The following is a 26,376-nucleotide window of genomic DNA, read 5'->3' as shown; positions in this document are numbered from 1 at the left end:
TCATCTCACCATCGGTTGAAAACGGCCGACCATTGTAGCGCCCAACGAGACGGTTATCCACACGCACTAACGCCTCTTTTTGCCCTGTGGACAACTATTCATGAGGCATAGGGAAAAGCTGGTAATGGATCAAGGAAAAAGCTGTTTTGATGTCTTCTATACCCTGTTGAACACACCTAATTAACAGTTTATTTAAGGCTTATCCGAAGGTTATGCACAGATTTTTTATGTTTTTAAGCTGTTGATAAAAGTAAGCTAAAATAGCTTATCCACAATTAGTATCCCCACTATTAATAACAATAGGTTTTAAATAATTCCATTAGTAATAGTAGTGTCATGGCAAGAAGCCACGATGGCGATGTACGAAGAGCCTCCATTGCCTTTTTAACGCTTTTTATGCAAGGAAAAATTGCACCTGACGCGGGAAGTCTCTACAATTTCCGGTCTTGAATTGAAACTCCCCGGCTAGTTCCTCACTGGACCGGGTCTTTTGGAATTCACTTTCCGTCCTAAACCACGTGGGAATAACGAGTTATGAAACGCACTTTTCAACCCAGCGTTCTCAAGCGCAAGCGCGCGCATGGCTTCCGTGCTCGTATGGCAACCAAAAACGGCCGTGCCGTTATCGCACGCCGCCGCGCCAAAGGCCGCAAGCGTCTGAGCGCCTGATCTCGGATTGCGTGTGCCGCATCAAGGCTTTCCCCGGTGCTTACGTTTGCTAAACGCCGGGGATTTTAGTCACGTGTTTGAACAAGCAGACCTGAAGGTTCATGGCAAAGGTATGATGGCGCTAGCGCGTTTGAGTACCCGGGGACATCCCCGCATTGGACTGGTGGTCAGCAAAAAGAATGTGAAGCTCGCTGTTGATCGCAACCGCTTTAAGCGACTCGTGAGAGAATCTGTTCGCCTCCGCCAAGATCACTTACCCTCTGTGGATATCGTGATACTGGCAAAGCGTGGTGTTCAAGATATTGATAACGAGACGCTTAATCGCCAGCTAAATGGCATGTGGAAACGACTTCAGCGTGACGCACAGGCGGTGTCTGTACCACTCCCGCCTAATGGCGTAACACGTGACGCTTGACGACACACCTCGCCGCTCGACCTCGGCCTGCCGCCTGGCAGGCTTTCGTGTGTCATGGGTCGAGTAAATGACACTGCGCCATTAGCATGTTCACCACCCATCGGGCAGAACCCTCATGGACGTAAAACGACTTTTATTACTGATTCCACTGGCAGTACTTGCCTACCTATTGGTTGTACAGTGGAATCAGGATTATGGGCAAATAAGCGTCGATTCGACGCCTGAAATTACCCAAAACAGCAACGGCTCATCCGCCAATAATGTTGGCAGTGATGATTTATCGGTTCCTAGTTCATCGGCTCCCCAAAATGCCATTAGTGAAGGCATGCCTGGAGAAGCAGAAAGTAACTCGTCTAGCCGAGACTTTATTGCTGTCACGACCGACGTTCTCGACGTACGTATTGACCCACATGGTGGCGATATCGTGTACGCCGCTCTACCGCAGCATAAGCTAACGCAGGATTCAGATCGTAACTACGTGTTGCTTTCTGATAACTCAACGCGTAGCTACGTCGCCCGTTCCGGTCTTCAACTGGACGGCCAGGCTAGCCGCATTGCCTTCACGCCCGAGCGTACCGAGTACCGCTTAGGAAACGATGAAGAGCAGCTAAGTGTTGATTTAACAGCGGAAGTTAACGGCGTTGAGGTTATTAAGCGATTGACGTTTAAGCGCGGCGACTACGCTGTCAACGTTAGTTACTATTTAGCCAACAACACCGAGTCACCGATTAGCGCCCGCTTTATCGGTCAATTGGCACGCGATAATAGCCCTGACCCCTCAAGTGGCGTCTCTATGGGTATGAAATCGTATCTTGGTGCAGCCTACTCTACCCCTGACGCGCGGTACGAAAAAATCGACTTCGACGATATTCAAAGCCATAACTTTGAAAATCGTGAGGCGCAGGGTGGCTGGATTGCGATGATCCAACACTACTTCGTATCTGCCTGGGCACCGGCGCAAAATCAGCAAAACCTCTACTATGTCACTACCGATTCACGGGATCGTAATGTCGTAGCGTTTGCTGGCCCCACGAGCAGTGTGGCCGCTGACGGCGAGGCAACGCTAAGCGCAACGCTGTACATGGGGCCCAAGGTTCAAGACTATCTTGAACAAGTCGCTCCCAACCTACGCCTAACCGTAGATTACGGTTGGCTGTGGTTTATCGCTAACCCGCTGTTCTGGTTACTGGATAAGATCCACGACATCGTTGGCAACTGGGGCTGGTCAATTGTACTGCTGACCGTACTCGTGAAACTGGTGCTGTTCCCGCTATCCGCCAAAGCCTACAAGTCAATGGCGCGTATGCGTAAGCTTGGCCCGGAAATGCAGCGTCTCAAAGAAATGTATGGCGATGATCGCCAGAAAATGTCTCAAGAGATGATGAAGTTCTACCAGAAGGAAAAGATCAATCCTCTGGGCGGCTGCTTACCAATTCTGGTGCAAATGCCGGTCTTTATCGCGCTGTATTGGATGCTGCTTGAGTCTGTTGAGCTGCGCCATGCGCCGTTCATGTTCTGGATTCAAGATCTGTCGGTGAAAGATCCGTACTTTATCTTGCCAATTCTGATGGGGATCTCGATGTTCGTTCAGCAAATGCTGAACCCGACACCGCCCGATCCCATGCAGGCGAAGATTATGAAGATGCTGCCGATTATCTTCACCTTCTTCTTCCTGTGGTTCCCAGCAGGTCTGGTTATCTACTGGGTCGTCAACAACATCATCTCGGTGGCGCAGCAGTACCTCATTACGCGTAATATTGAGAATGATCCAAACGTCGGCAAAGGGTTGCGAACCAAGTAGCACGCACCCTTCTCCTACCTCCAGACCCCCGCCCTAGCGGGGGTCTGGCGTTTTAGGATGAACAACGCGACAATCTTCGCCATACACCAACGAGAAGCGCCATGGCCGATCGACTTTACACCCAAGACACCATTACCGCTCTGGCAACTCCTCCTGGCCGCGGCGGTGTTGGCATTATTCGCGTCTCAGGCCCTGCCTGCCGCGATATCGCTGCCGCAGTACTTGGCCACTGCCCCTCCCCTCGTTACGCTCACTACGGCCCGTTTTATGCCGCTGAAAGCGTTATTGATGAAGGCATTGCCCTGCTGTTCAACGGGCCCCACTCATTTACCGGTGAGGACGTGCTTGAACTGCAAGGACATGGCGGGCCAATCATTATGGATATGCTGCTTGAACGCTGCCTACAGCTTGGCGCACGCCTAGCACGCCCGGGTGAGTTTTCAGAGCGTGCCTTTCTAAACGACAAGTTGGATTTAGCCCAAGCCGAAGCCATTGCCGACCTGATAGACGCCACTTCCCGTTCCGCTGCCGAAAATGCCGTACGTTCGCTACAGGGCGAGTTTTCCCAGCGTATCTCGGCGTTAGTGGAGCGACTCATTGAGTTACGGGTATACGTCGAAGCGGCGATTGATTTCCCTGAGGAGGAAATCGACTTTTTAGCTGACGGCCACGTCGCCAACCGTTTAGACAGCGTTCAGCAAGCGCTGACGGCGGTTCGCAAAGCCGCAGGCCAAGGAGCCCTGTTACGCGAAGGAATGAGCGTGGTGATTGCTGGACGACCTAATGCCGGTAAGTCTAGCTTGCTCAACGCACTGACCGAACAAGATACCGCCATTGTCACGGATATTGCCGGCACCACCCGTGACGTGCTGAGGGAATATATTCACATTGATGGCATGCCACTGCATATTATCGACACCGCAGGGCTGCGCGACACCCCCGATGCCGTAGAGAAAATCGGCGTTGCCCGTGCTTGGGAAGAGATCGAAAAAGCCGACCGCGTGCTACTATTGGTAGATGCCTCAACGACTGATGCGACCGATCCTATGACTATTTGGCCGGAATTTGTCGCCAGGCTCCCCGATCAAACACGCCTGACACTGGTGCGAAATAAAATCGATACCAGCGCCGAACAAGCCGGCATTGATTTATCCACAACCCCACCAACGATCAGACTATCCGCGAAAACTGGCGTGGGTGTGGATAACTTAAAAACCCATTTAAAGGACATCATGGGATTTTCTGCGACGACCGAAGGGCGATTCTCAGCCCGCCGTCGCCATTTAGACGCCTTAGATCGCGCCATGGTTGCACTGGAAACAGGACGCGCCCAACTAGATGGCTACGGTGCAGGGGAATTGCTGGCCGAAGACTTGCGCGATGCTCAGCAGGCGTTAGGCGAAATTACCGGTGAATTCAGCGCTGACGACCTGCTCGGCGAAATCTTTGGCAGTTTTTGTATTGGGAAATAATCATCTGCTTTGGTCAATAACAGACAGTGGCTAACAAGCTATTCGCCTACCAGCCACTCTGACCGATAGTCACTTTCCGAGCCTAGCAGCGGCGTAATGTGCTCCATCGCCGCCGCTAGACGCTCATCTAATCCCCAGGGCGGGTTAATCACTAGCATTCCACTACCGTACATGCCATGGCTTTGCTCGTTTGGCGTATGCCGTTGAAGTTCGCTGCGCCAAATTTTACGGATGCCGCTCTCCCTCAAGCCGTTTAGCAGCGAGAGATGGTTGCCTGCTGGTAGCAATGGATACCACACCAGGAGCACCGCATGTCGCGCTTTTGCCAGGCTATAAGTCACCGCATCAACCACCTCCAGATATTCCGCTTTACGTTCGTAGCTAGGGTCAATCAATACGCACAAACGCGGTGTTGCAACCGGTACCAGCTCACTCAAACCTGCCAGTCCATCTCCATAAATTCGCTGCGCCTGCGGGGAAAGCGATTGGGTACTTAAGTGCTCATGCTCACCTGGATGAAGCTCAAATAACGTCAGGCGATCTTGCTCACGAAGCGGCTGAGAAAGCCACCAAGGTGAGCCAGGATAATGGGTAAGCTCAGATGCATGGGGCTGGGCAGTTGCCAACGTGGTTAGCCAACTACTCAGTAAAGGGTCACTTAGCTGTTCACTCGCTTTCCACAGCGGCCAAACGCCCTCACGGTATTCTTGAAGCCGCTGAGTCTCTTTGGTGTTAAGTGGATAGAGGCCTCGTCCCGCATGAGTATCTATATATGTAATGGCTGATTTTTTACGTAATAAATAATCAACCACCGCGTAAAGCGTTAAATGTTTCTGCACATCGGCAAAGTTACCGGCATGGTAAGCGTGTTGGTAAGACAGCATAGTCGCTCGCTAACAGAGAATCGAAAAAAGCCCGCTATGTGAGCATAGCGGGCGTTTATCGGCAATGCCGAGGTTAGCTAATCAATCGTTAGTGTTAACCCTGGCCATTTCCCGTGGGACTCAAGGTGATTTCAACACGGCGGTTTTGCGCCCGCCCTTGTTCAGAATTATTGCTAGCAACCGGCTGATTGGCCCCATATCCCATGGTGTTTAATCGAGCGGAGGATACGCCATTTTGGCTAAGGTAATTACCCACAGACTGGGCACGGCGTTCAGACAGACGCTGGTTATAATTTGCATCTCCGGTGCTATCAGTGTGGCCAGCAATGTTGACGCGAGTATCCTGATACTGGGTCAGTACATTCGCTACTTGGTTAAGTGAGTTACGTGCTTCGCTGGTAAGGTCAGCTGAGTCGAAACCAAAGGTAACGCCACTGGGCATATTAAGCACAATATCGTCACCGCGACGATCAATCTCAATACGCGAGCCCTGGAGATTTTGGCGCAGCTGTTGCTCCTGACGATCCATGTAAACGCCTATACCGGCACCCGCTGCAGCACCTACCGCCGCACCAATCAATGCGCGATCACGACGGCTAGTGCTGCCATCGCCAGACAGCGCACCGGCAGCAGCGCCAATGGCCGCGCCAATGCCAGATCCCATCGCAGTGCTAGAGCGCTGCGTCTGACCGCCATAAGGGTCCGAGGTAGCACAACCAGCTAACAAAATGGCTGCCGCCAGCGGGGTCAGTAGTCGAGAAATACGCATCACTCACTCCTTGATAATCTTCAGGGTAATTGCTTTATATATCGCTGATCACTCATCGCTTATTAATGTCAGCAATTCATTCAAGAATAATAGACCTTGAGGCGATGCACGCAGCTTTTCGGGCATTTCCATTAAAAGTCCTTTTTCATACGCGCTTTGTAACCGTGAAAGTAACACGGCTGAGGGCTGTCCTGTGTAAGCCATCCAGACACCCATTGCGACCCCATCGGTTAAACGTAACGCATTCATCGCAAACTCAAGGGGTAGCTCCTGCGTTGCTATCGGCTGCTTGCCAGCCACAAAGCCACGCGGATCATTTGCACGACGTAAATACGCCTCTGGCTGACGTGTTTTCCAGCGCCTTTCGATATGCCGCTGCCCCTGACTATCGACCGTCGTCAGCTTTCCATGCGCTCCCGCCCCAATACCCAAATAATCGCCAAACTGCCAATAATTGATGTTGTGGCGACTTTGTTGTCCCGTTCGCGCGTAGGCGGAGATTTCATAGCGCCGCAAACCGTCTTGCTCAAGGCGTTGATGGCCAGCTTCTTGAATGTCCCAGAGAGCCTCTTCTTCTGGTAACACAGGCGGATGAGAGAAAAACGCCGTATTCGGTTCAAGCGTTAACTGATACCAGGAGAGATGCTCTGGCTCCAGAGCCAATGCTTGATCAATATCCTCCATCGCTTGAACCGGGGTTTGTTTGGGTAACCCATGCATTAAATCAATATTGAGATTATCAAACCCAGCCTCACGCGCCTGGCGAACAGCATTGACCGCTTCTTGGCCGCTATGAATACGCCCCAACGCGCTAAGCTGTTCAGGGCGAAAGCTCTGAACTCCCAAAGACAAGCGATTGATCCCGGCTTCTCGATAACCAATAAAACGCTGCTGCTCGGTCGTGCCAGGATTCGCTTCAAGGGTAATTTCAATAGTAGAAGAGAACGGCAATCGAAGACGTATCTCTTTGAATAATCGATCGTAAAAAGCTGGCGATAACAGGCTTGGCGTGCCACCGCCAATAAATATCGTTTGAATCTCTCTTTCATTCGCTAACGATAAATCACCCTCCAAATCACTGAGCAGGGCGTTTAGATAAGCGTCTTCGGGCAGCTCGTCAGTACTGGGCTCATGGGAATTAAAGTCACAGTACGGGCACTTCCGTACGCACCATGGCGTATGGATGTATAGGGATAAGGGAGGCAATAGCTCAGCCATGCGCCACCTTCAACAGTTCAACCAAGCCCTGTAATGCCCGCCCACGATGACTAAGTCGATTTTTGGTTTCACTGGATAACTCGGCAACACTCATTCCTTGGTCCGGTAACCAGAACAGAGGGTCATAACCAAAACCGCCATTACCTCGCGGGTGCGCCAGAATTTCACCTTCCCAACTGCGTTGCACGATCACAGGTACAGGGTCTTCGGCATGACGCAAATACACCAATACGCACCAATAACGTCCACTACGCTGACCTTCAGCATAGCGACTGAGCGACGTTAATAACTTCTCATTATTGCGCTCGTCACTTTTAGGCTCACCGGCATAGCGCGCTGAATAGATACCCGGCGCACCGTGAAGTGCATCCACCTCAAGACCTGAGTCGTCTGCCAATGCAGGCAATCCACTGATTTTACTTGCCTCACGAGCTTTCAGAAGTGCGTTTTCTACAAAAGTAAGCCCTGTTTCTTCCACATCTCCCACTCCAAATTCGGATTGCGGACGAACATCTAACCCAAGAGGTGCTAGTAATTGATTGAATTCTTTTAGTTTTCCTACATTTCCACTGGCTAAAACTAAGGTATTGGGCGATGCCATAACGATATCTCCAAAAGGAAGGTTAATGAGTTTACATATATCAAAATTTCTTCTAAAGCAGGCTGTTTGTTACATAATGTAATTGTTAAAACTAATTTAAAAACTGCTTATATTAATAACAAACAACATTATAAACATACACTTAAACGCATTATTCTAAAAAATACTATATATATTCAAATTGATTTCACCAGATTTCTAATAACAAAACTTTACGAAATGTATCTTATAGGCAACACTTCTGAGAGCACCTGCTCACTCTTTCTTTCCACGAGGGCTTCCCAATGTCACAGGAAAAGACCATAGGTTTGGTGTATCTCATTACCGAAAAAAGTCCGCAATCACAGCTATTTGCAGACTATTTACACGATCACACCAACTGCTCAATTAGCATTTACTCGCCAGACGTCACCATACCCTCTTCACCCGTCGAAAAGCTGCTCATCCTCATTGACAGTGATCATATTAGTGTAGAGACATTGCCAGACTGGCAAGAGAAACTGCCAGAAGCATTAACAAAAACCCCTCTAGCCGCTTTCAATATTCGCGATATGGACCATGCCCTAGAAGCTCTCTCGTGCGCTCAACTGAAAGGGGTATTTTATCGCAATGAGAGCTTAGAGGTATTTTGCAAAGGTATCCACGCGTTACTTGATGATGAGCTGTGGATGTCTCGTGAGTTAATGGCACGACTGATTCTTTTTTATCGCAAGTATCAAAGCAACGCGTTCCGCCCAGCCTGTGGATTAACCAACCGTGAAATGGAAATTATCTCTTTATTAAGTGCGGGTTCCTCCAATCAACAGATTGCCGATAAGTTGTTTGTAAGTGAACACACCGTTAAGTCTCATCTTTATAACATCTTCCGAAAAATAAACGTTCACAATCGCATTCAAGCACTTAACTGGATCCATCAGAACCTTGGTCCAATTCTTCCTAATATAGAAACTGCACGCAGTTTACAACGTCATCGGTAGCCTTTTAAAAGGGTATATAGCTATGAATTTACGTCGCTATTTACTGGTCATTTTTATCAGTTTTATTGCATTAACTACTGATACATTTGCCAATGAACCAACCAATTCTTCCCGGGCATTAGCCACCAGTGAGCAGGAAGAAGTCAACGCTATTAACCAACTATCAAGTCCCGATGGCCCAGAAATTCAAGGACAACGAAATAGAGGTAGTGAACTTACCGGCATTATGGTCGACCGTACCGTCACCATGGCAGGCAAGACCTTCTATCGCGCTTTCAGCCAGCGGGCAATGGATAACCTCATTATCGGTAATGCCACGATTACCATTCAAGAACGTCCCGATGCCCGCTGGGGCAGCCAAATTGCCATCGTGGAAGGCAACCGGATGTACTTCAGAACACAGCTCTCTCCCAGGATTAGCGAAGCTGACCGCGTAGCAGGAGAAGCTGTAAATATCGTTGAGGAGGCACTTCTCCAGCAGCAGCTGGCATCTGCTCTTACCTCAGATAAAGACTTGGGAAAAGAGGAGTTATTCTGATGAAAAACTGCAGAAAAATAGCTTGCGCTACGTTCATAGTGTTAATGGGAATAGGTGCTCACGCGCACTCAGGTGATTTAATTTATAAACCTATTAACCCTTCTTTTGGCGGCGATCCTTTTACAGGTAGTTACCTGTTAGGTAAAGCCCAGTCACAGGATACCAATACAGATCCAAATGCACGTAGGGGGCAAACATTATCATCCACTGAGCGCTTATTACAAAGTTTAGAAAGTCGATTGATATCACAGCTCATTTCCGATGTTAGCCGTGGTGAAGTCAGTGAGGGTAGCTTCGATAGTGATGAGTTCGGCGTTGTCGTGAGTGACAATAACGGACAACTAATTGTGCGTGTTGTGGATAAAGTTACTGGAGATGTAACAGAGATTAGCGTTGGCGGTTTATTTAACCCTTAACAACGACATCAATATCAACCGCTAAAAAAACCAGCAATAACGACTAACGCTATCTGCTTTGTCAGGGGATCATTATGAAAATTATCGCCTCAATTGTCATCGCTAGCCTACTGAGTGGCTGTGCAGGAATGGTGGCAACGTCTGAAAATTTAGAAGGTGCTGAAGCAACACTCACGCCCAGAGGAGCTACCTACCAAGATCTTGTATCGCTCCCGCCACCGTCAGGAAAGATATTTGTCTCTGTGTATGATTTTCGCGACCAAACAGGACAATACCGACCAGCCCCCGCCAGTACGTTTTCAACTGCGGTAACCCAAGGGGCTGCAGCAATGCTTACCGGAGCCCTGTCTGACTCTGGCTGGTTTATACCGCTGGAACGTGTTGGGTTACAAAACTTGTTAACTGAACGCCGTATTATTCGCGCAGAATTCGAACGCTTTGGGCAGCCCGATACGCTGCCATCGTTAAGAGCAGCGTCGGTTATGCTAGAGGGCGGCATTATTGCTTATGAATCGAACGTACGAACCGGGGGAGCCGGTGCTGAATATTTTGGCATTGGGGCGTCAGGCCAGTACCAGGTAGATCAGGTAACGGTGAATTTACGTGCGGTGGAAATCTCAACAGGCGAAATATTAGCTAACGTCACCACCACCAAGACCATCTATTCAAAAGAGCTACGAGCTGGGGTTTATCGCTTTATTGATTTCAGACGCTTATTAGAGGCCGAAGCCGGTATAACTACAAACGAACCGGTTCAGCTCGCGGTAATGTCAGCAATAGAATCTGCTGTCATTCACCTTGTAGCGAGAGGCATTGAAAACCGATTATGGAATCTTGCTCCCGGAACCAGTATTCAAGAAACCATTTTAGATGACTATCTTAATGCATCGATACCTATGCTTTAGTAAGAATTAATCAAGGGAACACTACTTAAATAAAACTATAAAAAACAATGGCCACTCAACAGAGTGGCCTTTTTTATTTAAAAAACAAATACTATATAATTACATAACTAACAAACAAATAATTAAGAAAGTAGTAAACACAAAATATTATAAATGTTAAACATATAACCACAGCATTAACAAAACTTCCTATAGCGTCATTTTTAGAATGGTCCAAACTCAATCCATGAAACAAAAAGACACATTGAGTTTCAAAAGGAATTAAAAATGAAACATTATAGCTATCGGCTCAGGACAGCTACAACGAACAGAATTCGTTGTAGTGCTGTGATAACGGTAGCCACTTCATTGCTGACTTTTTCTTCTGTATTGCAAGCTAACGAGAATGAAAGCGACTTATTTAACAGAAGTGCAAGAGTTACTCAGTTTGCGGCCATTGATAACGCCGCGCTAAACAGCAATCTAAGCATCATTCGTCAACAAGGTAACAATAATAAAGCAAGTGTTGCCCAGTCACGTTCTGTGAGTTATCAGCTTTCTAACTTTGCCTATATCGATCAAATCGGCAACGGTAATCAAGCAAGCATAATGCAAAGTAACGGAAATAATACCGGAATTATTTGGCAAGTGGGCGACGACAACACCGCCTCTATTAATCAGCAAGGTAATAGCGCCCAGTATAAAGCCGACATTTATCAAAATGGATTTAAGGGTGACGTTTCAATTTCGCAATCGGGCAGTGGCTCACGTGGTGTAAGTGTCCAGCAACAAAACCTTTCGGGCAATGCACGACCAGTCACTATCGATACCTACTGAGTCGCCAGCTGCTTCTCAGTAAACAACCAAAGCAAGTCGATCGAAAAAAAGGGGAAACACCATGAAAACTCAAATGACCGTTATCGCTGCTGCTGTTGCAATGGCTGTTAGCTTCTCTAGCCAAGCGCGTGACTTTGATGACTCTACAACAAACCCTGCTGCTAACGCAGGGACAGAACCCGCGTTTGTAAACCAGCAAGATATCCGTGAAGGCATGAACGGCTTCGCTCGTGACCCAATGCGGACTTCGATTATTGTTCAAGTTGGTGACGATAACGCAGCTGAAACTGATCAGTATGATAACGAGCAATACTCACGCGTTGGCCAAGAAGGTAATAACAACGACTCTTATGTTTATCAAAGCGGCGATCAGCATGAGTCGATTGTTTATCAGATAGGCAATTATAATGATTCAGTCGTAGTACAAGATGGTGGCAGTCTTAACGACTCCTATGTACGTCAACAAGGCGACAACAACAGCTCTACTGTTGCTCAATTCTTGAACACTGCGCAAAGCGACTCAATTATTGAGCAGTTCGGTAACGGAAACGATGCTGACGTTTACCAAGCATTAAATACTGATGAAACGTGGAGCTTTATCCATCAGGACGGTGATAACAACGAAGCTAATGTTCTCCAGGTTGAAGCAGACCTGAGCGCTTCCTACATTTATCAAGGTGGCGAAGGCCATGTAGCGAATGTCTTCCAGACAGGCAACAGCAACGTGTCGACTATTCGCCAGAACACCGTTGGTGGTAGCGCTGCTTCAGCGTCTCACTTCCAGGCTGGTAACAACAACTCTGCTATCTCTACTCAGTGGTAAGCATCTTTGTAGGTACGTCTGTAAGTACTTACTTAGCTCAGGAAACCGCCCCCTTCGGGGCGGTTTTTTTATGTTTAACGCACCATTACCGTTAACGTGCCGCCTTTCCCTTGGGTAGCAGAACGCGAGCGATTACTGCCTTTAACGATATCTACTTCTAAACGATCATCTTCGCTGAGCAGTTTTACCGTACCTTCAAGCGTGGTGCCTTCAAAGGTAAATTCAGCGGGCACTGTGCCGCGTGTTTCGGGGTGATCAATGGTTTCATCGTTATGAGTAGTGCGCCATTGGGCTGAGAATTCCGCGCCAGGTGTGCCACCCATGGTGATATGGATTTGAGTCATATCCTGCTCCTGTGCGGCCATCCCCGTTAACGGTAGACCAAGGGTGAAAACAGCGGCTAACAATATGCCGTTAAAGCGTGAAGAGTGCCAAGCCAATTGTCGTTTCATCATGTGTTTACCTCACTAACCACAGAGCCGCTCAATAGGAGCGGCTCTTGCAGTGTAGCAGGCGCTTTACTTTATGTTACATAACGGCAAAGGCTTTTTCTGCAGCATCCAACGTTAGCTGAATATCTTCTGGCGTGTGGGCACTCGACATAAAGCCAGCTTCATAGGCAGAAGGTGCGAGATACACACCGTGATCAAGCATAGCACCAAAGAAGCGGCGGAAAGCATCGGGGTTGCAAGCAGTGGCTTGGGCGAAGTTATCTACACGGGATTGCGACGTAAAGAAAACGCCAAACATGCCACCTGCGGATTGGGTCATCATCGGTACGCGGGCAGCGTTGGCACGCTCTTGCAAGCCGGTACACAACGTTTGCACCCGTTGAGTCAGCGCATCATGGAAACCCGGCACCTTTAGTTTGGTTAGCAGAGCGACCCCTGCAGCCATGGCCAGCGGGTTACCGGACAGCGTACCCGCTTGGTAAACCGGCCCCAGCGGCGAGATATTCTGCATAATTTCTTGTTTACCGCCAAACGCCCCAACGGGCATGCCACCGCCAACGATTTTACCTAAGCAGGTAAGGTCAGGCGTTACGCCGTAATGTGCCTGAGCGCCACCTAAAGCGACGCGAAAACCGGTCATGACTTCATCAAAAATCAAAATACTGCCGGATTCATTGCACACCCGGCGCAACGTTTCCAAGAAACCCGGCTGGGGAGGAATGCAGTTCATATTACCCGCCACCGGCTCCACGATAATGCAGGCAATTTGCTCTCCGATCTCTGCAAAACACGCTTCCACCCCTTCAGGGTCGTTATACGAAAGCGTGATGGTGTGCTCAGCGAGTGATGCGGGTACGCCTGGTGAGCTAGGTTCCCCGTGGGTTAACGCGCCGGAGCCCGCTTTGACGAGCAATGAATCCGAGTGGCCGTGATAATTGCCTTCAAACTTGACGATTTTGTCGCGTCCCGTTGTTCCGCGCGCAAGTCGAATGGCCGACATCGTCGCTTCGGTGCCCGAGCTGGTCATACGCACCATTTCCATGGAAGGAATCATTTCACAGATCAGATCAGCCATGGTGGTTTCGACAGCGGTCGGCGTACCAAAGGAGAGGCCGTTATCTAACCGCGCTCGCACAGCGGCCAGTACATCCTGATCGGCGTGTCCAGTGATCATCGGTCCCCATGAGCCGATATAGTCTACGTAGCGGTTACCTTCCACATCGAATAAGTAGGCACCCTGAGCACGTTCCATAAAAACAGGCGGGCGATGTAGGCCTTTAAAAGCACGAACAGGGGAGTTAACCCCCCCCGGAATGTGACGACTGGCAAGGTCAAATAGTTCTGCAGATGTGGTCATGGCATCCTCAACATTAATGGCTTACTGCCAATGAGATCAAAAGCGTACGGGGCGTGGCAAGCGTTTCGGTAAACACTGTCCGCTAGGGGGCTGATAACCATGAGACAAACTCTCCCAGGTAAAGTGCTGGGCTTGCTCACAGGCAGTTGGTAAGCGCTCACCAACGGCTAAACGAGCCGCAAGCGCTGAGGCTAATGTACAGCCTGATCCGTGAAATACTTCAGGCAAACGTGGCCACTGCCATTGGCGCGTAGTGTCAGGAGAGTGCAGCGTATGCACAACCTGTTGCGTATTACCCGGGAGTGGATCGTCGGTGGCGGTCACAAGGACACCTTGGCAACCCTGCGCCAGCAACGCAACAGCACGTGCTGTGTCATCCAAAGGGTCGGTTATCTCAGGCGTCAGTGCAGCAAGCTCAAACCGATTGGGCGTTACGATATCCACAAGCGGTAGCAAACGATCTATATAAAGTTGCTGCAAAGCGGGTGTGGATAACTTAGCGCCGCCACCTGCTTTTAATACCGGATCTGCGACGACGGGAATTCCTGGAAAACGGCGGATAATTTGTTCCGCTGCGCGCAGCGTCGCCTCATCAGCCAACAGCCCCAACTTAATAGCCGCAATTTGCATATCACCTAACGCTTCAGCCATTTGCCGCATTGCAGCAGGATCTGCAGGCAGGGTGCGTATCACGTTATGGCAATTTTGAACGGTCAGTGCGGTTGGAATGGTGACTGCCCAACCACCACAGGCAGCTATCGCTTCGCTATCAGCCACTAACCCAGCCCCCCCGGTGGGGTCATGGCCAGCTAACACTAAAACAACGGGAGGAAGAGGATGGCGCATCAAAAGGGCTTCACCACCGCCAGGATAATAATCGCGATTAACGCAATCACGGGCGCTTCGTTAAACCAGCGGAAAAACACATGGCTTTTGGTGCAGCGGGCTTGATCAAATTGCTTCAAATAAATTAAGCAAACATGGTGGTAAGCGATTAATAGAGCGACAAGCGTCAGCTTAGCGTGCATCCAACCTTGGCTAAACCAAGCGGGCACGAGATAAAGCATCCAGCCACCAAAGATCAGCACAATGATCATCGACGGCGTCATAATTCCACGGTAAAGCTTACGCTCCATGGTTTTAAAGTAAGTGATCGCTTGCTCATCGCCTGTGTCCCGCGCCATGGCGTGGTACACATACAGTCGCGGTAAATAAAATAGCGCGGCAAACCAGGTAACAACCGCCATCAAATGAATGGCCTTTACCCATAAATACATGGTCTCTCCTTAGGCGTTGGGCTCATTGCTGGGAATCAGCACCGCGGGGGTCAGTGTAGTGATAATAACGTTCGATAGCGCCACGCGTAATGATACCTGAAATTCGCTGCTGCTTTGGCCGATAACCATGCACGACATAGAGTGCACCTAGCGCATTGTCCTGAAGTTTTAGAAACGCTTCCGATAGCGTTGCTTGTAATCCGATAGGTGCCATTTCAAGCCGTTGCCCAGGGATCTCAAGCAAATCAATGAACTCGTCTTCTGGAGGGGCTTCGTCTTGCAGTGCTTCATCATGCTCCAGTAACCAACGCGCAAGCTCAGCGGCTTTAAGCGCCAGCACTGGTTTTTCTGCACTGGAGCGCTCAATCACTAGCCACACAGGATTCGTTTCCAACAGACGCCGTGCCTGATCAGGCGTAATCATTCGATCTGTGCGTACCAAGTGGCGCTCCATTACCGCTGGCACCGATACCCGCGAAAGCGCCTGCATTAAAGGCTGCTGTAACGGATGCAAGCCGTAGCGCACCGTGCTAATAAAAAAGCCCTCACAACCGGTAAGCTGACGGGATGTTAGGCAGGCAACCACCACAACGAGCATGCCAGGCAACATAATATGTGGCGAATGCGTTAGTTCAAGCAACGCCATCAAAGCGGCAAGCGGTGCTTGCAATACAGCGCCCATCATTGCCGCCATGCCCAGCATGGCATAAATGCCAGGGTCTGCCGCTTTATCTGGCCATACCCAACCGCCCAGCATTCCCCCTAGAGCACCGGTGGCAGCGCCGACCACTAGCACGGGGCCAATAATGCCGATTGGAACACCACCTGCCACGGTGAGGGCAGTAATCAATAACTTAGCAATCATCAATGCCAACAGTACGGTAATCGCTAGCTGATTATTCAACATAGCCGCAACGCTGTCGTAACCAATGCCTTGCACTTCAGGAAACCACCACGCAACAGCGCCCGTTATCACCCCAACAGCACCTAACCTAAGCCATAGCGGCCACTGCTGTAAGTACTGGCTACGCGAAATATGAATAAATAAGCCCGCCAGCAGGCCGATTACCAAACCAATAATAACCACCCAAGGCACGTTCATTAGCGAGCCAAGGGCAACTTCAGGAATGCGAAACGCCGGTTCATTGCCATACACCAATTGAGCGACCAATGCCCCCATGGTAGAGGCGAGTATCACCGGCATAAAGCTCATCAGGGTGTATTCCATCATCACCACTTCCATGGCGAAAATCACCCCTGCGATTGGCGTATTAAATGATGCAGATATACCTGCCGCCGTACCGCAAGCAACTAGCACCCGTAAACTGTTATTGGGCAAGCGAAGCTTGAGACCTAGACCACTGGAGGCCGCTGCGCCCAGATGAATGGCAGGGCCTTCACGTCCTGCGGAGAGACCACCCAGCACAGACACAACGCCCACCCACCACTGGTTAAGCCAGTTGCGCATAGGGAAACGTCCCTGATGATAGGTGAGACGCTCAATAACATGGCCAACACCTAACTTTCGGGCAGCGGCCTTTTGCCGATAGAGCAGCGTGCCAATCAGCGTCACGGCAACTATCGGCAGCAGCGCACGAAGCCATGGCGCGAGCCCTTCAAAGGCCTCAGGATTGCCCTCAGGCATATAAAGGGCAGCACCTACCTCTAGCAATAAGCGAAAAGCCACCATCACCGCGCCTGTGATCACCCCAGACACTAACCCCAGCACACACAGCTGAGGCAGGGCATCAACATTCGCCAGCTGGCGACGAAAACTTTCCAAGGTGAAATCTGACCGGGAAAAACGTGCCACAACGTCCGTCCTTGCGCCTATTATTCGCTTTTACGCATCATGTTCGCGTTAGTGAACATATGCCTGTTTCCCTATAGCGCTCTTACGCGCCTGCTCTCTTGTGTATCATAGCTAGCTACAGTTCAACAGCCTGAGGTATCTCATTAGGCTGTTAATTATTGTTGGGTCTGACTGTGCGTAATGCGCAAGGAGTGGTTTGTGATTAAGGTTGGCATTGTAGGCGGTACCGGCTATACCGGCGTTGAGCTGTTACGGTTACTTGCCCAGCATCCCCAGGTAAGCGTAGAAGCCATTACCTCGCGCTCGGAAGCAGGCGTGAAGGTATGCGATATGTATCCCAACCTGCGCGGCCACTATGATGCGCTCACGTTTAGCGAGCCAGACGCCAAGAAACTGGGTGCAATGGATGCAGTATTCTTTGCGACACCCCACGGGGTCGCCCATGCACTAGCAGGCGAACTGCTCGACAATGGCACGCGAGTAATCGACTTATCTGCGGATTTCCGGCTGCGCGACGCCGCCGAATGGAGCCAGTGGTACGACCAGCCCCACGGCGCACCGGAACTGCTAAAAGAGGCTGTGTATGGCCTGCCAGAAATGCATCGTGAGAAAATCAAAAAGGCCCGCTTAATTGCCGTACCAGGATGCTACCCAACGGCTGTTCAACTCGGCTATCTGCCGCTTTTGGAAGCTGGTTTGATTGATGCAAGCCAGTTAATCGCGGACTGCAAATCAGGCGTTACCGGCGCAGGCCGTGGTGCCAAAGTTGCCTCGCTGCTAGCCGAAGCCAGCGAATCGATGAAAGCCTACGGTGCGTCCGGACATCGCCATTTGCCTGAAATTCGTCAAGGCTTGAGCGATATGCAGTCAAACGCCGTGGGGCTTACCTTTGTGCCGCACTTAACGCCTATGATCCGCGGCATTCATGCCACGCTCTATAGTACGCTGACTGAAGAGCCAGGCGATTTACAGGCACTCTTTGAGCAGCGTTACGCCCACGAGCCGTTTGTTGACGTCATGCCTGCAGGCAGCCATCCGGAAACTCGCAGCGTCAAAGGCAACAATACCTGCCGAATCGCTGTTCACCGTCCTGGCAATGGCAATACCGTAGTAGTGCTCTCGGTAATTGATAACCTCGTTAAAGGCGCATCAGGCCAAGCGATTCAAAACCTCAACCTCATGTTTGGCTTTGAAGAAAATATGGGCCTCAACGCCCCAGCGTTGATGCCTTGAATCACACCAAATACCAGCATGCAGAGGGCAGCTCAAAGAGGAGGTCATTTGCCAGGGAAGGCAAATGTAGCGTCCAAGGAAGGATTCAAAGCGCCTCCTCGGCGAGCTGCCCTCTGCTTGATACCCCAACACAATAGTTGACCATTTTGCTGGGAATTACCCATAATCACACTCCGATGCCGATTATTCGTTCTTAAAGCTCGCGGGAGGTACCCATGAGCGGTGCAGAAGCTTTTGTTCCAACGCCTCTACTATTGTCTGATAGTGCTCGGAAACGCATCCAAGCACTTATAGCAGAAGAGGCTAACCCTGCGCTGAAACTCCGCGTTTATGTCACCGGTGGTGGCTGCTCGGGGTTCCAGTATGGGTTTGATTTTGCTGAAAACGTGGCCGAAGACGACACGTTAATTGAATTTGGCGATGCGATCCTCGTCGTCGATCCTCTCTCCTACCAATACTTGGTGGGTTCAACCATTGACTATGAAGAAGGGTTAGCAGGTGCCCGTTTTCGTGTTCAAAACCCCAACGCTACGACCACCTGTGGCTGTGGAGCTTCCTTCATGGTCTAACCAACGTTGGTAACAACCCCCTCCCCGTGACTTGACGCCTTGGTGGTTTCTCGCCAAGGTTAAAAGGTCAATAACGGTTGCAGACGGAATTTATAAGAGTAAATCTTCTTTAAATCGCGTCGCTAACCAAATAAAACACGGGGAAACGAATGAATTACCTACTAAAAAAATCTGTCATTGCTACCGCCCTTGCACTGGGCTTAGGCAGTACCACTGTCGCGTTTGCACAAACGCCTACTGTCAATGTGGCCACTGACCCAAGCTTTGTACCGTTTGAAATGATGGATCCAGAAACTGGCGAAATGATCGGTTTCGATATGGATATCATCAACGCAGTCGCCGAACGTGCAGGCTTTGAGGTTAACCTCACCACTATGGAATTCTCTGGCATCATTCCCGCCGTCCAAACCGGCAGCCAGGAAATCGCCCTTGCAGGCATCACCATTACAGATGAGCGTGCCGAAGTTGTCGACTTTTCCGCTCCCTACTATGACTCAGGTCTGCAAATTATCGTGCGCGCCGACAACGAAGAGGTCTCTTCGCTTGAGGATCTAGCGGGTCTCACCATTGCCACCAAAATCGGCTCTACCAGCTACGACTTCCTTCAACAGGAGCTCGGTGAAGATGCCGACATTACTCCCTATCCAGGCACCGCCGATATGTACATGGCGCTGTTAGGGCGCAACGTTGATGCCGTGCTGTACGACGCCCCTAACGTTGCCTACTTCTCACAAACCCGTGGCGAAGGCCGTACCAAAGTGGTTGGCCCGCTGTATGAAGGCCAGCAGTACGGTATCGTTTTCCATAAAGGCAGCGAGTGGGTAGAACCTACCAACGAAGCACTTGCTTCCATGCGCGAAGACGGCACCTATGATGAAATCTACACAAAGTGGTTTGGTGAAGCCCCCAGCGCTGAATAACATCGCTGTTCGCTATCACTAACGAGCGCTTTTCATCTCAGGGCCGGGCGGCTATACCCCCGGCCCTGTGTCGTTGTTTATTTTTCTGGAGATAACGCGTGGACGTTAACTTTCAGTTTGATTGGTCGGCCGCTTTTGGGTCGATCCCTTATCTGTTACCAGGTATTCCTTGGACGCTGCTTATATCATTCGGCGGCCTAGCGATCGGCTTCTTTATTGGCATATTCTTTGGTTTATTGCGTATTAGCCCAGTGCGCTGGCTGCGCTGGCCAGCAGTTTTATACGTCGAAGTGTTTCGCGGCACGCCCATTTTAGTGCAGGTTCTGTTTATCTTTTATGGCTTACCCCAATTGCTGGGAGGCCCGATCAACGCACTCGTTGCTGGCATTGCCGCGATCGCCATTAATTCAGGGGCTTATATCTCTGAAATTGTACGAGGCGGCGTGCAGTCTATCGAACGTGGCCAGCGAGAAGCATCACTTTCGCTAGGCTTGTCTCGAACTCAATCTTTTCGCTACGTAATTTGGCCCCAAGCTCTACGGCGCATGATTCCTCCACTGGGTAACCAGGGCATCATCAGTATCAAAGATACCTCGCTATTTTCTGTTATCGGGGTCGGTGAATTAGTCCGCCAAGGGCAAATTTATATTGCCACTACCTTTACCGCACTAGAGGTCTATTTCATGGTGGCGCTGATGTACCTTGCCATCACCTGGACTCTCTCTTTGATTCTGCGCCAAATTGAGCGCAGAGGCCTCGCAGGACAATAAGGAACGTGCAATGACCTCTACCCAATCGCCAATTGTGCGTATGCAGCAGCTCAATAAGCATTTTGGCAGCCTGCACGTACTCAATAATGTTGATCTTGAAATTGTGCCTGGTGAAGTCGTCGTTATCATCGGTGCCAGTGGCTCTGGTAAATCAACGCTCATCCGCTGTATCAACGGCTTAGAAGAGTTTCAAGCCGGCTCTCTTGATGTTGATGGCAACCAATTACTGCCCAATGGTAAAAGCAGTAAAGCGCTGCAAACTATCCGTACTGAAGTCGGCATGGTGTTTCAGCAATTCAACCTTTTTCCCCACTTGAGCGTGCGCGACAACGTTACCCTTGCGCCCATGAAAGTGCGGGGATGGAGCCGCCAAGATGCCGAAGAGACCGCTGAACGACTGTTAGAGCGCGTTGGTATTGCCGACCAAGCAGATAAGTACCCAAGCCAGCTCTCGGGTGGGCAGCAGCAGCGTGTGGCATTAGCCCGGGCGTTAGCCATGGAACCCCGCCTGATGCTGTTTGACGAGCCTACATCAGCACTTGATCCTGAAATGATTGGTGAAGTGCTGGATGCCATGCGTGAACTTGCAAAAGAAGGCATGACCATGGTGATAGTGACCCATGAAATGGGCTTTGCCCGTGAAGTGGCAGATCGCGTTATTTTTATCCATAAAGGCGAAATTGCCGAGCAAGGCCCTCCCGAGCAACTGTTCGATACGCCACAACATGAGCGAACACAATCCTTCCTTGCACGTGTTTTGAAGCATTAATGTCGGAATTAATCTGACTTTTTTGCCCATTTTTGCCCCGTAAAATGGCCTGTCATCGCGACAGGCCATTTTTTTTGCCTGTGGATACTATTTTTTACACGCTGCATCATATCGCGCTACGACGCCTAGCATGAGCGCTAACCAGGTCTTTATAAGATACCAATCGCACTTGTTCACAGGTGCGGTAACAAACTCGGTATGGGTCGGTGGATAACCCGTTGTCTGTCATGCCTGTGTGTAAGTCGCACTTTCATCCACAGGAGTAGCACCGCTTCTGCGCAGGTACTCCTCCGTTTAATCATGTAAAAACTAACAATTTAAGCAACTGAAATATATTGGTTTATTTAGGTTATCAACAGATTTTGTCCACACTAGTAGTTACAACATCAACAGAACTTCTCTTATATATTTTTATTTTGTTATTAATAATAGATTGATGCTTAGCTTGGGGTGTGGAAAAACCTGACGGTTACCCACAGGAGGTTTATACTGGCGGGCTTACTCAATCAGTGAACCAATACTGACTCACATCATCCGTGCCAAACGGCGCAAGACGAGGTGCCTCTTGAACTATCCCGACCGCTTTGACGTGATTGTCATCGGCGGTGGCCATGCGGGAACCGAAGCCGCATTGGCCTCTGCTCGTATGGGTTGTCAAACCCTATTGCTAACCCACAACATCGAAACGCTCGGCCAAATGTCGTGCAATCCAGCGATTGGTGGGATTGGCAAAAGCCACCTGGTAAAAGAAATTGATGCACTCGGTGGTGCAATGGGGCTAGCCACGGACTTAGGCGGCATCCAGTTTCGGGTATTGAACGCTCGTAAAGGTCCAGCCGTTCGAGCAACACGTGCTCAAGCAGACCGAATTCGCTACAAAGCTGCTATTCGGGGAATGCTGGAAAACCAGCCGAACTTAACGATTTTTCAGCAAGCCGCTGGCGATCTGGTTGTGGGTAACAACACTGTTCGAGGCGTTGTGACCGAAACAGGCATCCGCTTCCATGCGGAGTCCGTTGTGCTGTCAACCGGTACGTTTTTGGGTGGCGTTATCCACATTGGGTTAGATCAAAGCCGCGGTGGCCGCGCCGGTGACCCGCCTTCCAACGCGCTAGCTGAACGCTTACGCGCACTACCGTTTCGCGTTGATCGGCTAAAGACCGGGACGCCTCCACGAATTGATGCCAAAACCGTTGACTTCACATCGTTGGAAGAACAGCCAGGCGACACCCCAACGCCAGTCATGTCATACCTTGGTTCACGGGAGATGCATCCACAGCAGGTGAGTTGCCACATAGCGCACACTAATGAGCGCACCCATGAAATCATCATGGCGAATCTTGATCGCTCGCCTATGTATTCCGGTGTGATCGAAGGTGTTGGTCCGCGATACTGCCCATCGATTGAAGACAAAGTTCACCGCTTTGCCGACAAATCAAGCCATCAGGTATTTATCGAGCCTGAAGGGTTGGATACCCATGAGCTCTATCCCAACGGAATCTCGACGTCGTTGCCTTTCGATGTTCAGCTACAAGTGGTTCGCTCAATTAAAGGGTTAGAAAACGCTCATATCACACGGCCTGGCTACGCTATCGAGTACGACTTTTTTGATCCCAGGGATTTAAAACACTCCCTGGAAACTAAATTTATCCACAACCTGTTTTTTGCCGGGCAAATTAATGGTACTACCGGCTACGAAGAGGCTGGAGCTCAAGGGTTGCTGGCAGGTTTGAATGCCGCTCGTCGCGCCAAACAGTTAGAGGCGTGGCATCCCCGCCGTGATGAAGCTTATCTCGGTGTGTTGGTGGATGACCTGATTACTATGGGCACCAAAGAGCCCTACCGCATGTTTACCTCGCGTGCGGAATACCGTCTTCTGCTACGCGAAGACAATGCTGATCTACGTTTAACGGAAAAAGGGCGTGAGCTTGGGTTAGTCGATGACAAACGTTGGGCGTTGTTTAGCCAGAAACGCGAAGCCATAGAGCGTGAAACAACACGGTTAGCTACTGTTTGGGTGCAGCCCAATACACCAGCCGCCGCGAAAATTGCTGAAAAAACCGGTAGGCCGCTTCCCCGAGAATACTGTTTAAGTGACTTGTTAAAGCGCCCAGAGCTTAGCTATTCAGATATTACATCGCTGCCTGGCATTGAAAGCGGTGGTGTTGACGATGAAGCGGTTGCCGAGCAAGTACAAATTCAAGCGAAATACCAGGGTTATATCGACCGTCAACAGGATGAGATTGATAAACTCAAGCGCCATGAAGCAACACCGCTGCCAGCCGAGCTGGATTATCAACGGGTAGAAGGACTATCCAATGAGATCCGCCAAAAGCTTAGTGAAACGCGTCCTGAAACCCTGGCGCAGGCGGCTAGAATTTCAGGCGTGACTCCTGCAGCTGTCTCTATTTTGCTCATACATTTGAAAAAACGTCGCTTAGTCAGTACTACCGAGGTCGTTAACGGATGAGTCAATTAACGCCGTTGATTAACAGCTTGCCTGAAACCGTTGCCCCTCGGTTAGAGGAAGGATTAGCAGCACTAGGAGCCACTGTAACCCCACAACAGCGCGAACAGCTGCTAGGCTTGCTCGCGCTGTTGCACAAGTGGAATCAGGCTTATAACCTCACCGCTGTACGCGATGTTGAAGAGATGGTCTCACGGCACGTGTTGGATAGTGCTGCTGTCGCACCTTATGTTCATGGGCCACAGATACTTGATGTAGGCGCTGGCCCCGGTTTGCCCGGCCTTGTGCTTGCTATCATGAAGCCTGAACTGCAGGTAACGCTACTCGATAGCAATGGCAAAAAAGTTCGCTTTCAACGTCAAGCAGTGATGGAGTTAGCGTTGACCAACGTCACGCCAACTCAAGCGCGTGTCGAGCAATTCAATGGCCAGACGTTTGATCAAGTAATTTCCCGAGCCTTTGCCAGCTTGGTAGACTTTATCTCGCTAACCCGAGCGCTACCGGCAGCTCATGGGCAGTGGCTTGCTATGAAAGGCCCTGGCGCTGATGATGAGCTGCGGGAGTTGCCTGACTATGTTGAGCTCCAGGCGCGTCACCTACTGCGTGTACCCTTCGAGACGGCCGAGCGGCAGCTGTTGATTCTGACCCCAAAAGGAGTTGAGTAGTGAGCCAGATCATTGCCCTGACCAACCAAAAAGGCGGTGTGGGCAAGTCCACTTCAGCCGTTAATCTCGCCGCCAGTTTGGCAGCACTTGATCGTCGTATCTTGCTGGTAGACTTAGACCCACAAGGGCATGCCAGCATGGGCAGTGGCATCGACAAGTACGCACTCGAAAAAAGTGTACTTGATGTGTTGCTGGGAGAAACAAGCGCAAACGATGCCATTGTTCGCGGGCTTCCAGTGAAATACGACGTCCTACCAGGTAATGGCGACTTAACAGCCGCTGAAGTAGAGCTGCTCGATAGTGACCAGCGGCAAAGTCGTTTGTCGTTAGCACTGCAGACGGTGGCAGATGACTATGATGTCGTCCTAATTGACTGCCCGCCGTCGCTGAATATGCTTACCGTGAATGCGTTGACAGCCGCCAATGGTGTGCTTATTCCCTTGCAGTGTGAATTCTACGCATTGGAAGGGCTATCAGCGCTGTTGGATACTGTTGAGCAGATTAAACAGAGTGTTAATCCTGATCTAGCCGTTTCTGGCATTCTGCGTACTATGTACGATAAGCGCACCAGTTTGACGCGTGAAGTTGACAAACAGCTGAGAGATTTTTTTGGCGATGCGCTGTTAAAAACAACCATTCCGCGCAATGTAAAGGTTGCTGAAGCACCAAGCCATGGCTTGCCTGTTACTCAATACGCACGTTTTTCGCGGGGTAGCCAGGCTTATCGTGTGCTTGCAAAAGAGATGATTCGGCGGCTATCGCTGTAACGTAAAAAGTACGAGGGGAAGCGAATGACGCGTAAACGCGCGCTAGGACGTGGCCTGGATGCCCTGATTGGTGCGGGCGCCCGTCGTCGTGACAGTTTAGATCTTACCGGTGGCGTGACGCTGGATAGTGCAGACACGGCACTGCTGCCTGCAGCACCAACGGAAGAAGCGGCGGCTGAACGGCTAGAACGGTTACCTCTTGGCCAACTTACCCGTGGTAAATATCAGCCGCGTCGGGATATTCAGCCAGAAGCATTGGAAGAGCTTGCCGATTCCATTCGTGCACAAGGGGTGATGCAGCCTATTGTGGTTCGCCCAGTGGGTGAAAACCGCTATGAAATTATCGCGGGTGAACGCCGCTGGCGTGCTGCGCAGTTGGCTGAATTAGATGTTATTCCCGCCGTTATTCGCGATGTCAGTGATGAAGTAGCACTTGCACTGGCGCTGATTGAAAATATCCAGCGCGAAAACCTTAATGCCATTGAAGAAGCACTTGCCTTAAAGCGCCTTGGCGATGAGTTTGAACTTACCCAGCAGCAAATTGCTGATGCAGTTGGTAAATCACGCACTCAAGTCGCCAATTTATTGCGCTTGTTAGCGTTAGACCCTGAGGTGCAAACGCTGCTGGAACGTGGCGATTTAGATATGGGGCATGCGCGAGCCCTGCTATCGCTTAACAGTACCCAGCAACGCCAAATTGCCCATGAAGTGGTCAATAATGATTTGACCGTTCGTGACACAGAAGCGTTGGTTAAAAAAGTACAAGCTAACCAGACGCCTGCCCAGACACCGCCGCGTACTGCCAAAACACCGGATGTTGCACGACTTGAAACACATCTGGGGGAATTACTTGGCGCGCCCGTCTCTATTGATCACGGGCAAAAAGGGAAGGGGAAAGTGACAATTCGTTATACCAGTCTTGAAGAGCTCGATGGGATCCTAGCGCATATTAAATAGCAGGCTTACTAAATAGGCGCTTATTTTAACCCTTTGGTCGCAAGTCGACACTTAAT

Annotated in this window: 28 protein-coding genes; 19 read left to right on the top strand and 9 right to left on the bottom strand. The window is 50.2% G+C overall.

From position 1 onward, the window contains the following. Positions 1 to 534 precede the first annotated feature (534 nt). The 4 genes from rpmH (at position 535) to mnmE (ending at position 4,357) form a co-directional block, all read left to right on the top strand. The gene (gene rpmH, locus ACN06F_RS18340) at positions 535 to 669 is read left to right on the top strand and encodes a 50S ribosomal protein L34 (RefSeq protein WP_009723348.1); all 135 of its coding nucleotides are present in this window, start codon (positions 535 to 537) and stop codon (positions 667 to 669) included. A 13-nt stretch (positions 670 to 682) separates the two neighbouring features. Continuing rightward, positions 683 to 1,084 carry a ribonuclease P protein component gene (gene rnpA, locus ACN06F_RS18335; protein ID WP_084183640.1) on the top strand — a complete coding sequence of 134 codons (402 nt, stop codon included), beginning with the start codon at positions 683 to 685 and terminating at the stop codon, positions 1,082 to 1,084. Between the two features lie 115 nt (positions 1,085 to 1,199). Next, positions 1,200 to 2,885 carry a membrane protein insertase YidC gene (gene yidC / locus ACN06F_RS18330; protein ID WP_089040122.1) on the top strand — a complete coding sequence of 562 codons (1,686 nt, stop codon included), beginning with the start codon at positions 1,200 to 1,202 and terminating at the stop codon, positions 2,883 to 2,885. 101 nt (positions 2,886 to 2,986) lie between these two features. After that, positions 2,987 to 4,357 (top strand): tRNA uridine-5-carboxymethylaminomethyl(34) synthesis GTPase MnmE, encoded by a 1,371-nt coding sequence (gene mnmE, locus ACN06F_RS18325; RefSeq protein ID WP_433924471.1) that lies wholly within the window; start codon positions 2,987 to 2,989, stop codon positions 4,355 to 4,357. A gap of 38 nt (positions 4,358 to 4,395) precedes the next feature. Here the strand turns inward: mnmE and ACN06F_RS18320 are convergent, their stop codons facing one another. The 4 genes from ACN06F_RS18320 to rdgB all read right to left on the bottom strand — a co-directional run bounded on the left by ACN06F_RS18320 (position 4,396) and on the right by rdgB (position 7,829). Continuing rightward, on the bottom strand, positions 4,396 to 5,241 hold the full coding sequence (locus ACN06F_RS18320) for a 23S rRNA (adenine(2030)-N(6))-methyltransferase RlmJ (RefSeq protein WP_433924470.1): 846 nt from the start codon (positions 5,239 to 5,241) through the stop codon (positions 4,396 to 4,398). Positions 5,242 to 5,335: 94 nt separating this feature from the next. Beyond that, entirely contained in the window at positions 5,336 to 6,010 is a 675-nt protein-coding gene (locus ACN06F_RS18315; protein ID WP_038479925.1) for an OmpA family protein, read from the bottom strand. 48 nt (positions 6,011 to 6,058) lie between these two features. Further along, on the bottom strand, positions 6,059 to 7,228 hold the full coding sequence (hemW, locus tag ACN06F_RS18310) for a radical SAM family heme chaperone HemW (protein ID WP_433924469.1): 1,170 nt from the start codon (positions 7,226 to 7,228) through the stop codon (positions 6,059 to 6,061). Further along, on the bottom strand, positions 7,221 to 7,829 hold the full coding sequence (rdgB, locus tag ACN06F_RS18305; RefSeq protein ID WP_038479919.1) for an RdgB/HAM1 family non-canonical purine NTP pyrophosphatase: 609 nt from the start codon (positions 7,827 to 7,829) through the stop codon (positions 7,221 to 7,223). The genes hemW and rdgB overlap by 8 nt, the downstream gene beginning before the upstream one ends. Positions 7,830 to 8,113: 284 nt before the next feature. On the opposite strand from rdgB, the gene ACN06F_RS18300 reads away from it, so the two are divergent. From ACN06F_RS18300 to ACN06F_RS18275, 6 genes are all read left to right on the top strand, one after another. Next, positions 8,114 to 8,806: a response regulator transcription factor gene (locus ACN06F_RS18300; RefSeq protein WP_038479916.1), complete on the top strand. Its 693-nt coding sequence runs from the start codon at positions 8,114 to 8,116 to the stop codon at positions 8,804 to 8,806. Between the two features lie 22 nt (positions 8,807 to 8,828). Next, complete coding sequence (locus tag ACN06F_RS18295; protein WP_231657703.1) at positions 8,829 to 9,344, top strand: curli production assembly/transport protein CsgE; 516 nt, start codon at positions 8,829 to 8,831, stop codon at positions 9,342 to 9,344. After that, on the top strand, positions 9,344 to 9,760 hold the full coding sequence (locus ACN06F_RS18290; protein WP_051626403.1) for a curli assembly protein CsgF: 417 nt from the start codon (positions 9,344 to 9,346) through the stop codon (positions 9,758 to 9,760). The genes ACN06F_RS18295 and ACN06F_RS18290 overlap by 1 nt, the downstream gene beginning before the upstream one ends. 74 nt (positions 9,761 to 9,834) lie before the next feature. Continuing rightward, positions 9,835 to 10,665 (top strand): CsgG/HfaB family protein, encoded by an 831-nt coding sequence (locus ACN06F_RS18285; RefSeq protein WP_038479910.1) that lies wholly within the window; start codon positions 9,835 to 9,837, stop codon positions 10,663 to 10,665. A 267-nt stretch (positions 10,666 to 10,932) separates the two neighbouring features. Further along, positions 10,933 to 11,481: a hypothetical protein gene (locus ACN06F_RS18280; protein ID WP_051626402.1), complete on the top strand. Its 549-nt coding sequence runs from the start codon at positions 10,933 to 10,935 to the stop codon at positions 11,479 to 11,481. 61 nt (positions 11,482 to 11,542) lie between these two features. Continuing rightward, positions 11,543 to 12,304: a hypothetical protein gene (locus ACN06F_RS18275; protein WP_038479907.1), complete on the top strand. Its 762-nt coding sequence runs from the start codon at positions 11,543 to 11,545 to the stop codon at positions 12,302 to 12,304. Positions 12,305 to 12,378: 74 nt separating this feature from the next. On the opposite strand, the gene ACN06F_RS18270 is transcribed toward ACN06F_RS18275, so the two are convergent. The 5 genes from ACN06F_RS18270 to ACN06F_RS18250 all read right to left on the bottom strand — a co-directional run bounded on the left by ACN06F_RS18270 (position 12,379) and on the right by ACN06F_RS18250 (position 17,203). Continuing rightward, a complete protein-coding gene (locus ACN06F_RS18270) occupies positions 12,379 to 12,759 on the bottom strand; it encodes a hypothetical protein (RefSeq protein ID WP_231657704.1) in 381 nt (126 codons plus the stop codon). A 73-nt stretch (positions 12,760 to 12,832) separates the two neighbouring features. Then, a complete protein-coding gene (gene hemL / locus ACN06F_RS18265; RefSeq protein WP_038479904.1) occupies positions 12,833 to 14,113 on the bottom strand; it encodes a glutamate-1-semialdehyde 2,1-aminomutase in 1,281 nt (426 codons plus the stop codon). Between the two features lie 36 nt (positions 14,114 to 14,149). Further along, positions 14,150 to 14,959: a bifunctional hydroxymethylpyrimidine kinase/phosphomethylpyrimidine kinase gene (gene thiD, locus ACN06F_RS18260; RefSeq protein ID WP_038479901.1), complete on the bottom strand. Its 810-nt coding sequence runs from the start codon at positions 14,957 to 14,959 to the stop codon at positions 14,150 to 14,152. Further along, positions 14,959 to 15,390 carry a protoporphyrinogen oxidase HemJ gene (gene hemJ / locus ACN06F_RS18255; protein WP_038479899.1) on the bottom strand — a complete coding sequence of 144 codons (432 nt, stop codon included), beginning with the start codon at positions 15,388 to 15,390 and terminating at the stop codon, positions 14,959 to 14,961. The genes thiD and hemJ overlap by 1 nt, the downstream gene beginning before the upstream one ends. 22 nt (positions 15,391 to 15,412) lie before the next feature. Further along, positions 15,413 to 17,203 (bottom strand): chloride channel protein, encoded by a 1,791-nt coding sequence (locus tag ACN06F_RS18250; RefSeq protein WP_433924468.1) that lies wholly within the window; start codon positions 17,201 to 17,203, stop codon positions 15,413 to 15,415. A 198-nt stretch (positions 17,204 to 17,401) separates the two neighbouring features. Here ACN06F_RS18250 and argC point away from each other — a divergent pair, with 198 nt between their 5' ends. From argC to ACN06F_RS18205, 9 genes are all read left to right on the top strand, one after another. Next, positions 17,402 to 18,436 (top strand): N-acetyl-gamma-glutamyl-phosphate reductase, encoded by a 1,035-nt coding sequence (argC, locus tag ACN06F_RS18245; RefSeq protein ID WP_120386005.1) that lies wholly within the window; start codon positions 17,402 to 17,404, stop codon positions 18,434 to 18,436. Between the two features lie 215 nt (positions 18,437 to 18,651). After that, positions 18,652 to 19,005, top strand: coding sequence for an iron-sulfur cluster insertion protein ErpA (gene erpA / locus ACN06F_RS18240; RefSeq protein WP_038479889.1), 354 nt, complete (start codon positions 18,652 to 18,654; stop codon positions 19,003 to 19,005). A 149-nt stretch (positions 19,006 to 19,154) separates the two neighbouring features. Continuing rightward, a complete protein-coding gene (locus ACN06F_RS18235; RefSeq protein WP_038479887.1) occupies positions 19,155 to 19,925 on the top strand; it encodes a transporter substrate-binding domain-containing protein in 771 nt (256 codons plus the stop codon). Between the two features lie 98 nt (positions 19,926 to 20,023). Then, on the top strand, positions 20,024 to 20,695 hold the full coding sequence (locus tag ACN06F_RS18230) for an amino acid ABC transporter permease (protein WP_038479884.1): 672 nt from the start codon (positions 20,024 to 20,026) through the stop codon (positions 20,693 to 20,695). Between the two features lie 10 nt (positions 20,696 to 20,705). Further along, complete coding sequence (locus ACN06F_RS18225; protein WP_038479881.1) at positions 20,706 to 21,464, top strand: amino acid ABC transporter ATP-binding protein; 759 nt, start codon at positions 20,706 to 20,708, stop codon at positions 21,462 to 21,464. Between the two features lie 565 nt (positions 21,465 to 22,029). After that, positions 22,030 to 23,934 carry a tRNA uridine-5-carboxymethylaminomethyl(34) synthesis enzyme MnmG gene (gene mnmG, locus ACN06F_RS18220; protein ID WP_433924467.1) on the top strand — a complete coding sequence of 635 codons (1,905 nt, stop codon included), beginning with the start codon at positions 22,030 to 22,032 and terminating at the stop codon, positions 23,932 to 23,934. Next, positions 23,931 to 24,596 carry a 16S rRNA (guanine(527)-N(7))-methyltransferase RsmG gene (gene rsmG, locus ACN06F_RS18215; RefSeq protein WP_038479877.1) on the top strand — a complete coding sequence of 222 codons (666 nt, stop codon included), beginning with the start codon at positions 23,931 to 23,933 and terminating at the stop codon, positions 24,594 to 24,596. Before mnmG ends, rsmG begins: the two co-directional genes overlap by 4 nt. Beyond that, on the top strand, positions 24,596 to 25,363 hold the full coding sequence (locus ACN06F_RS18210; RefSeq protein WP_038479874.1) for a ParA family protein: 768 nt from the start codon (positions 24,596 to 24,598) through the stop codon (positions 25,361 to 25,363). The genes rsmG and ACN06F_RS18210 overlap by 1 nt, the downstream gene beginning before the upstream one ends. Positions 25,364 to 25,387: 24 nt before the next feature. Next, positions 25,388 to 26,320, top strand: a complete 933-nt coding sequence (locus tag ACN06F_RS18205) for a ParB/RepB/Spo0J family partition protein (RefSeq protein WP_433924466.1) — start codon at positions 25,388 to 25,390, stop codon at positions 26,318 to 26,320. Positions 26,321 to 26,376 lie beyond the last annotated feature (56 nt).

It is taken from the genome of Vreelandella sp. 21 (genome assembly GCF_050995515.1).
Taxonomy (GTDB): domain Bacteria; phylum Pseudomonadota; class Gammaproteobacteria; order Pseudomonadales; family Halomonadaceae; genus Vreelandella; species Vreelandella alkaliphila.
This window is presented reverse-complemented; position numbering and strand designations above follow the sequence as displayed.

Excerpts from the sequence above, each read along its gene's own strand:
- hemJ (WP_038479899.1), bottom strand. The coding sequence starts at position 15,390 with ATGTATTTATGGGTAAAGGCCATTCATTTGATGGCGGTTGTTACCTGG.
- rsmG (WP_038479877.1), top strand. The coding sequence starts at position 23,931 with ATGAGTCAATTAACGCCGTTGATTAACAGCTTGCCTGAAACCGTTGCC.
- ACN06F_RS18300 (WP_038479916.1), top strand. The coding sequence starts at position 8,114 with ATGTCACAGGAAAAGACCATAGGTTTGGTGTATCTCATTACCGAAAAA.
- ACN06F_RS18275 (WP_038479907.1), top strand. The coding sequence starts at position 11,543 with ATGAAAACTCAAATGACCGTTATCGCTGCTGCTGTTGCAATGGCTGTT.
- ACN06F_RS18270 (WP_231657704.1), bottom strand. The coding sequence starts at position 12,759 with ATGATGAAACGACAATTGGCTTGGCACTCTTCACGCTTTAACGGCATA.
- ACN06F_RS18290 (WP_051626403.1), top strand. The coding sequence starts at position 9,344 with ATGAAAAACTGCAGAAAAATAGCTTGCGCTACGTTCATAGTGTTAATG.
- ACN06F_RS18205 (WP_433924466.1), top strand. The coding sequence starts at position 25,388 with ATGACGCGTAAACGCGCGCTAGGACGTGGCCTGGATGCCCTGATTGGT.
- ACN06F_RS18280 (WP_051626402.1), top strand. The coding sequence starts at position 10,933 with ATGAAACATTATAGCTATCGGCTCAGGACAGCTACAACGAACAGAATT.
- ACN06F_RS18285 (WP_038479910.1), top strand. The coding sequence starts at position 9,835 with ATGAAAATTATCGCCTCAATTGTCATCGCTAGCCTACTGAGTGGCTGT.
- erpA (WP_038479889.1), top strand. The coding sequence starts at position 18,652 with ATGAGCGGTGCAGAAGCTTTTGTTCCAACGCCTCTACTATTGTCTGAT.
- ACN06F_RS18225 (WP_038479881.1), top strand. The coding sequence starts at position 20,706 with ATGACCTCTACCCAATCGCCAATTGTGCGTATGCAGCAGCTCAATAAG.
- rdgB (WP_038479919.1), bottom strand. The coding sequence starts at position 7,829 with ATGGCATCGCCCAATACCTTAGTTTTAGCCAGTGGAAATGTAGGAAAA.
- mnmE (WP_433924471.1), top strand. The coding sequence starts at position 2,987 with ATGGCCGATCGACTTTACACCCAAGACACCATTACCGCTCTGGCAACT.
- rpmH (WP_009723348.1), top strand. The coding sequence starts at position 535 with ATGAAACGCACTTTTCAACCCAGCGTTCTCAAGCGCAAGCGCGCGCAT.
- hemW (WP_433924469.1), bottom strand. The coding sequence starts at position 7,228 with ATGGCTGAGCTATTGCCTCCCTTATCCCTATACATCCATACGCCATGG.
- thiD (WP_038479901.1), bottom strand. The coding sequence starts at position 14,959 with ATGCGCCATCCTCTTCCTCCCGTTGTTTTAGTGTTAGCTGGCCATGAC.
- ACN06F_RS18295 (WP_231657703.1), top strand. The coding sequence starts at position 8,829 with ATGAATTTACGTCGCTATTTACTGGTCATTTTTATCAGTTTTATTGCA.
- hemL (WP_038479904.1), bottom strand. The coding sequence starts at position 14,113 with ATGACCACATCTGCAGAACTATTTGACCTTGCCAGTCGTCACATTCCG.
- ACN06F_RS18315 (WP_038479925.1), bottom strand. The coding sequence starts at position 6,010 with ATGCGTATTTCTCGACTACTGACCCCGCTGGCGGCAGCCATTTTGTTA.
- ACN06F_RS18320 (WP_433924470.1), bottom strand. The coding sequence starts at position 5,241 with ATGCTGTCTTACCAACACGCTTACCATGCCGGTAACTTTGCCGATGTG.
- ACN06F_RS18235 (WP_038479887.1), top strand. The coding sequence starts at position 19,155 with ATGAATTACCTACTAAAAAAATCTGTCATTGCTACCGCCCTTGCACTG.
- yidC (WP_089040122.1), top strand. The coding sequence starts at position 1,200 with ATGGACGTAAAACGACTTTTATTACTGATTCCACTGGCAGTACTTGCC.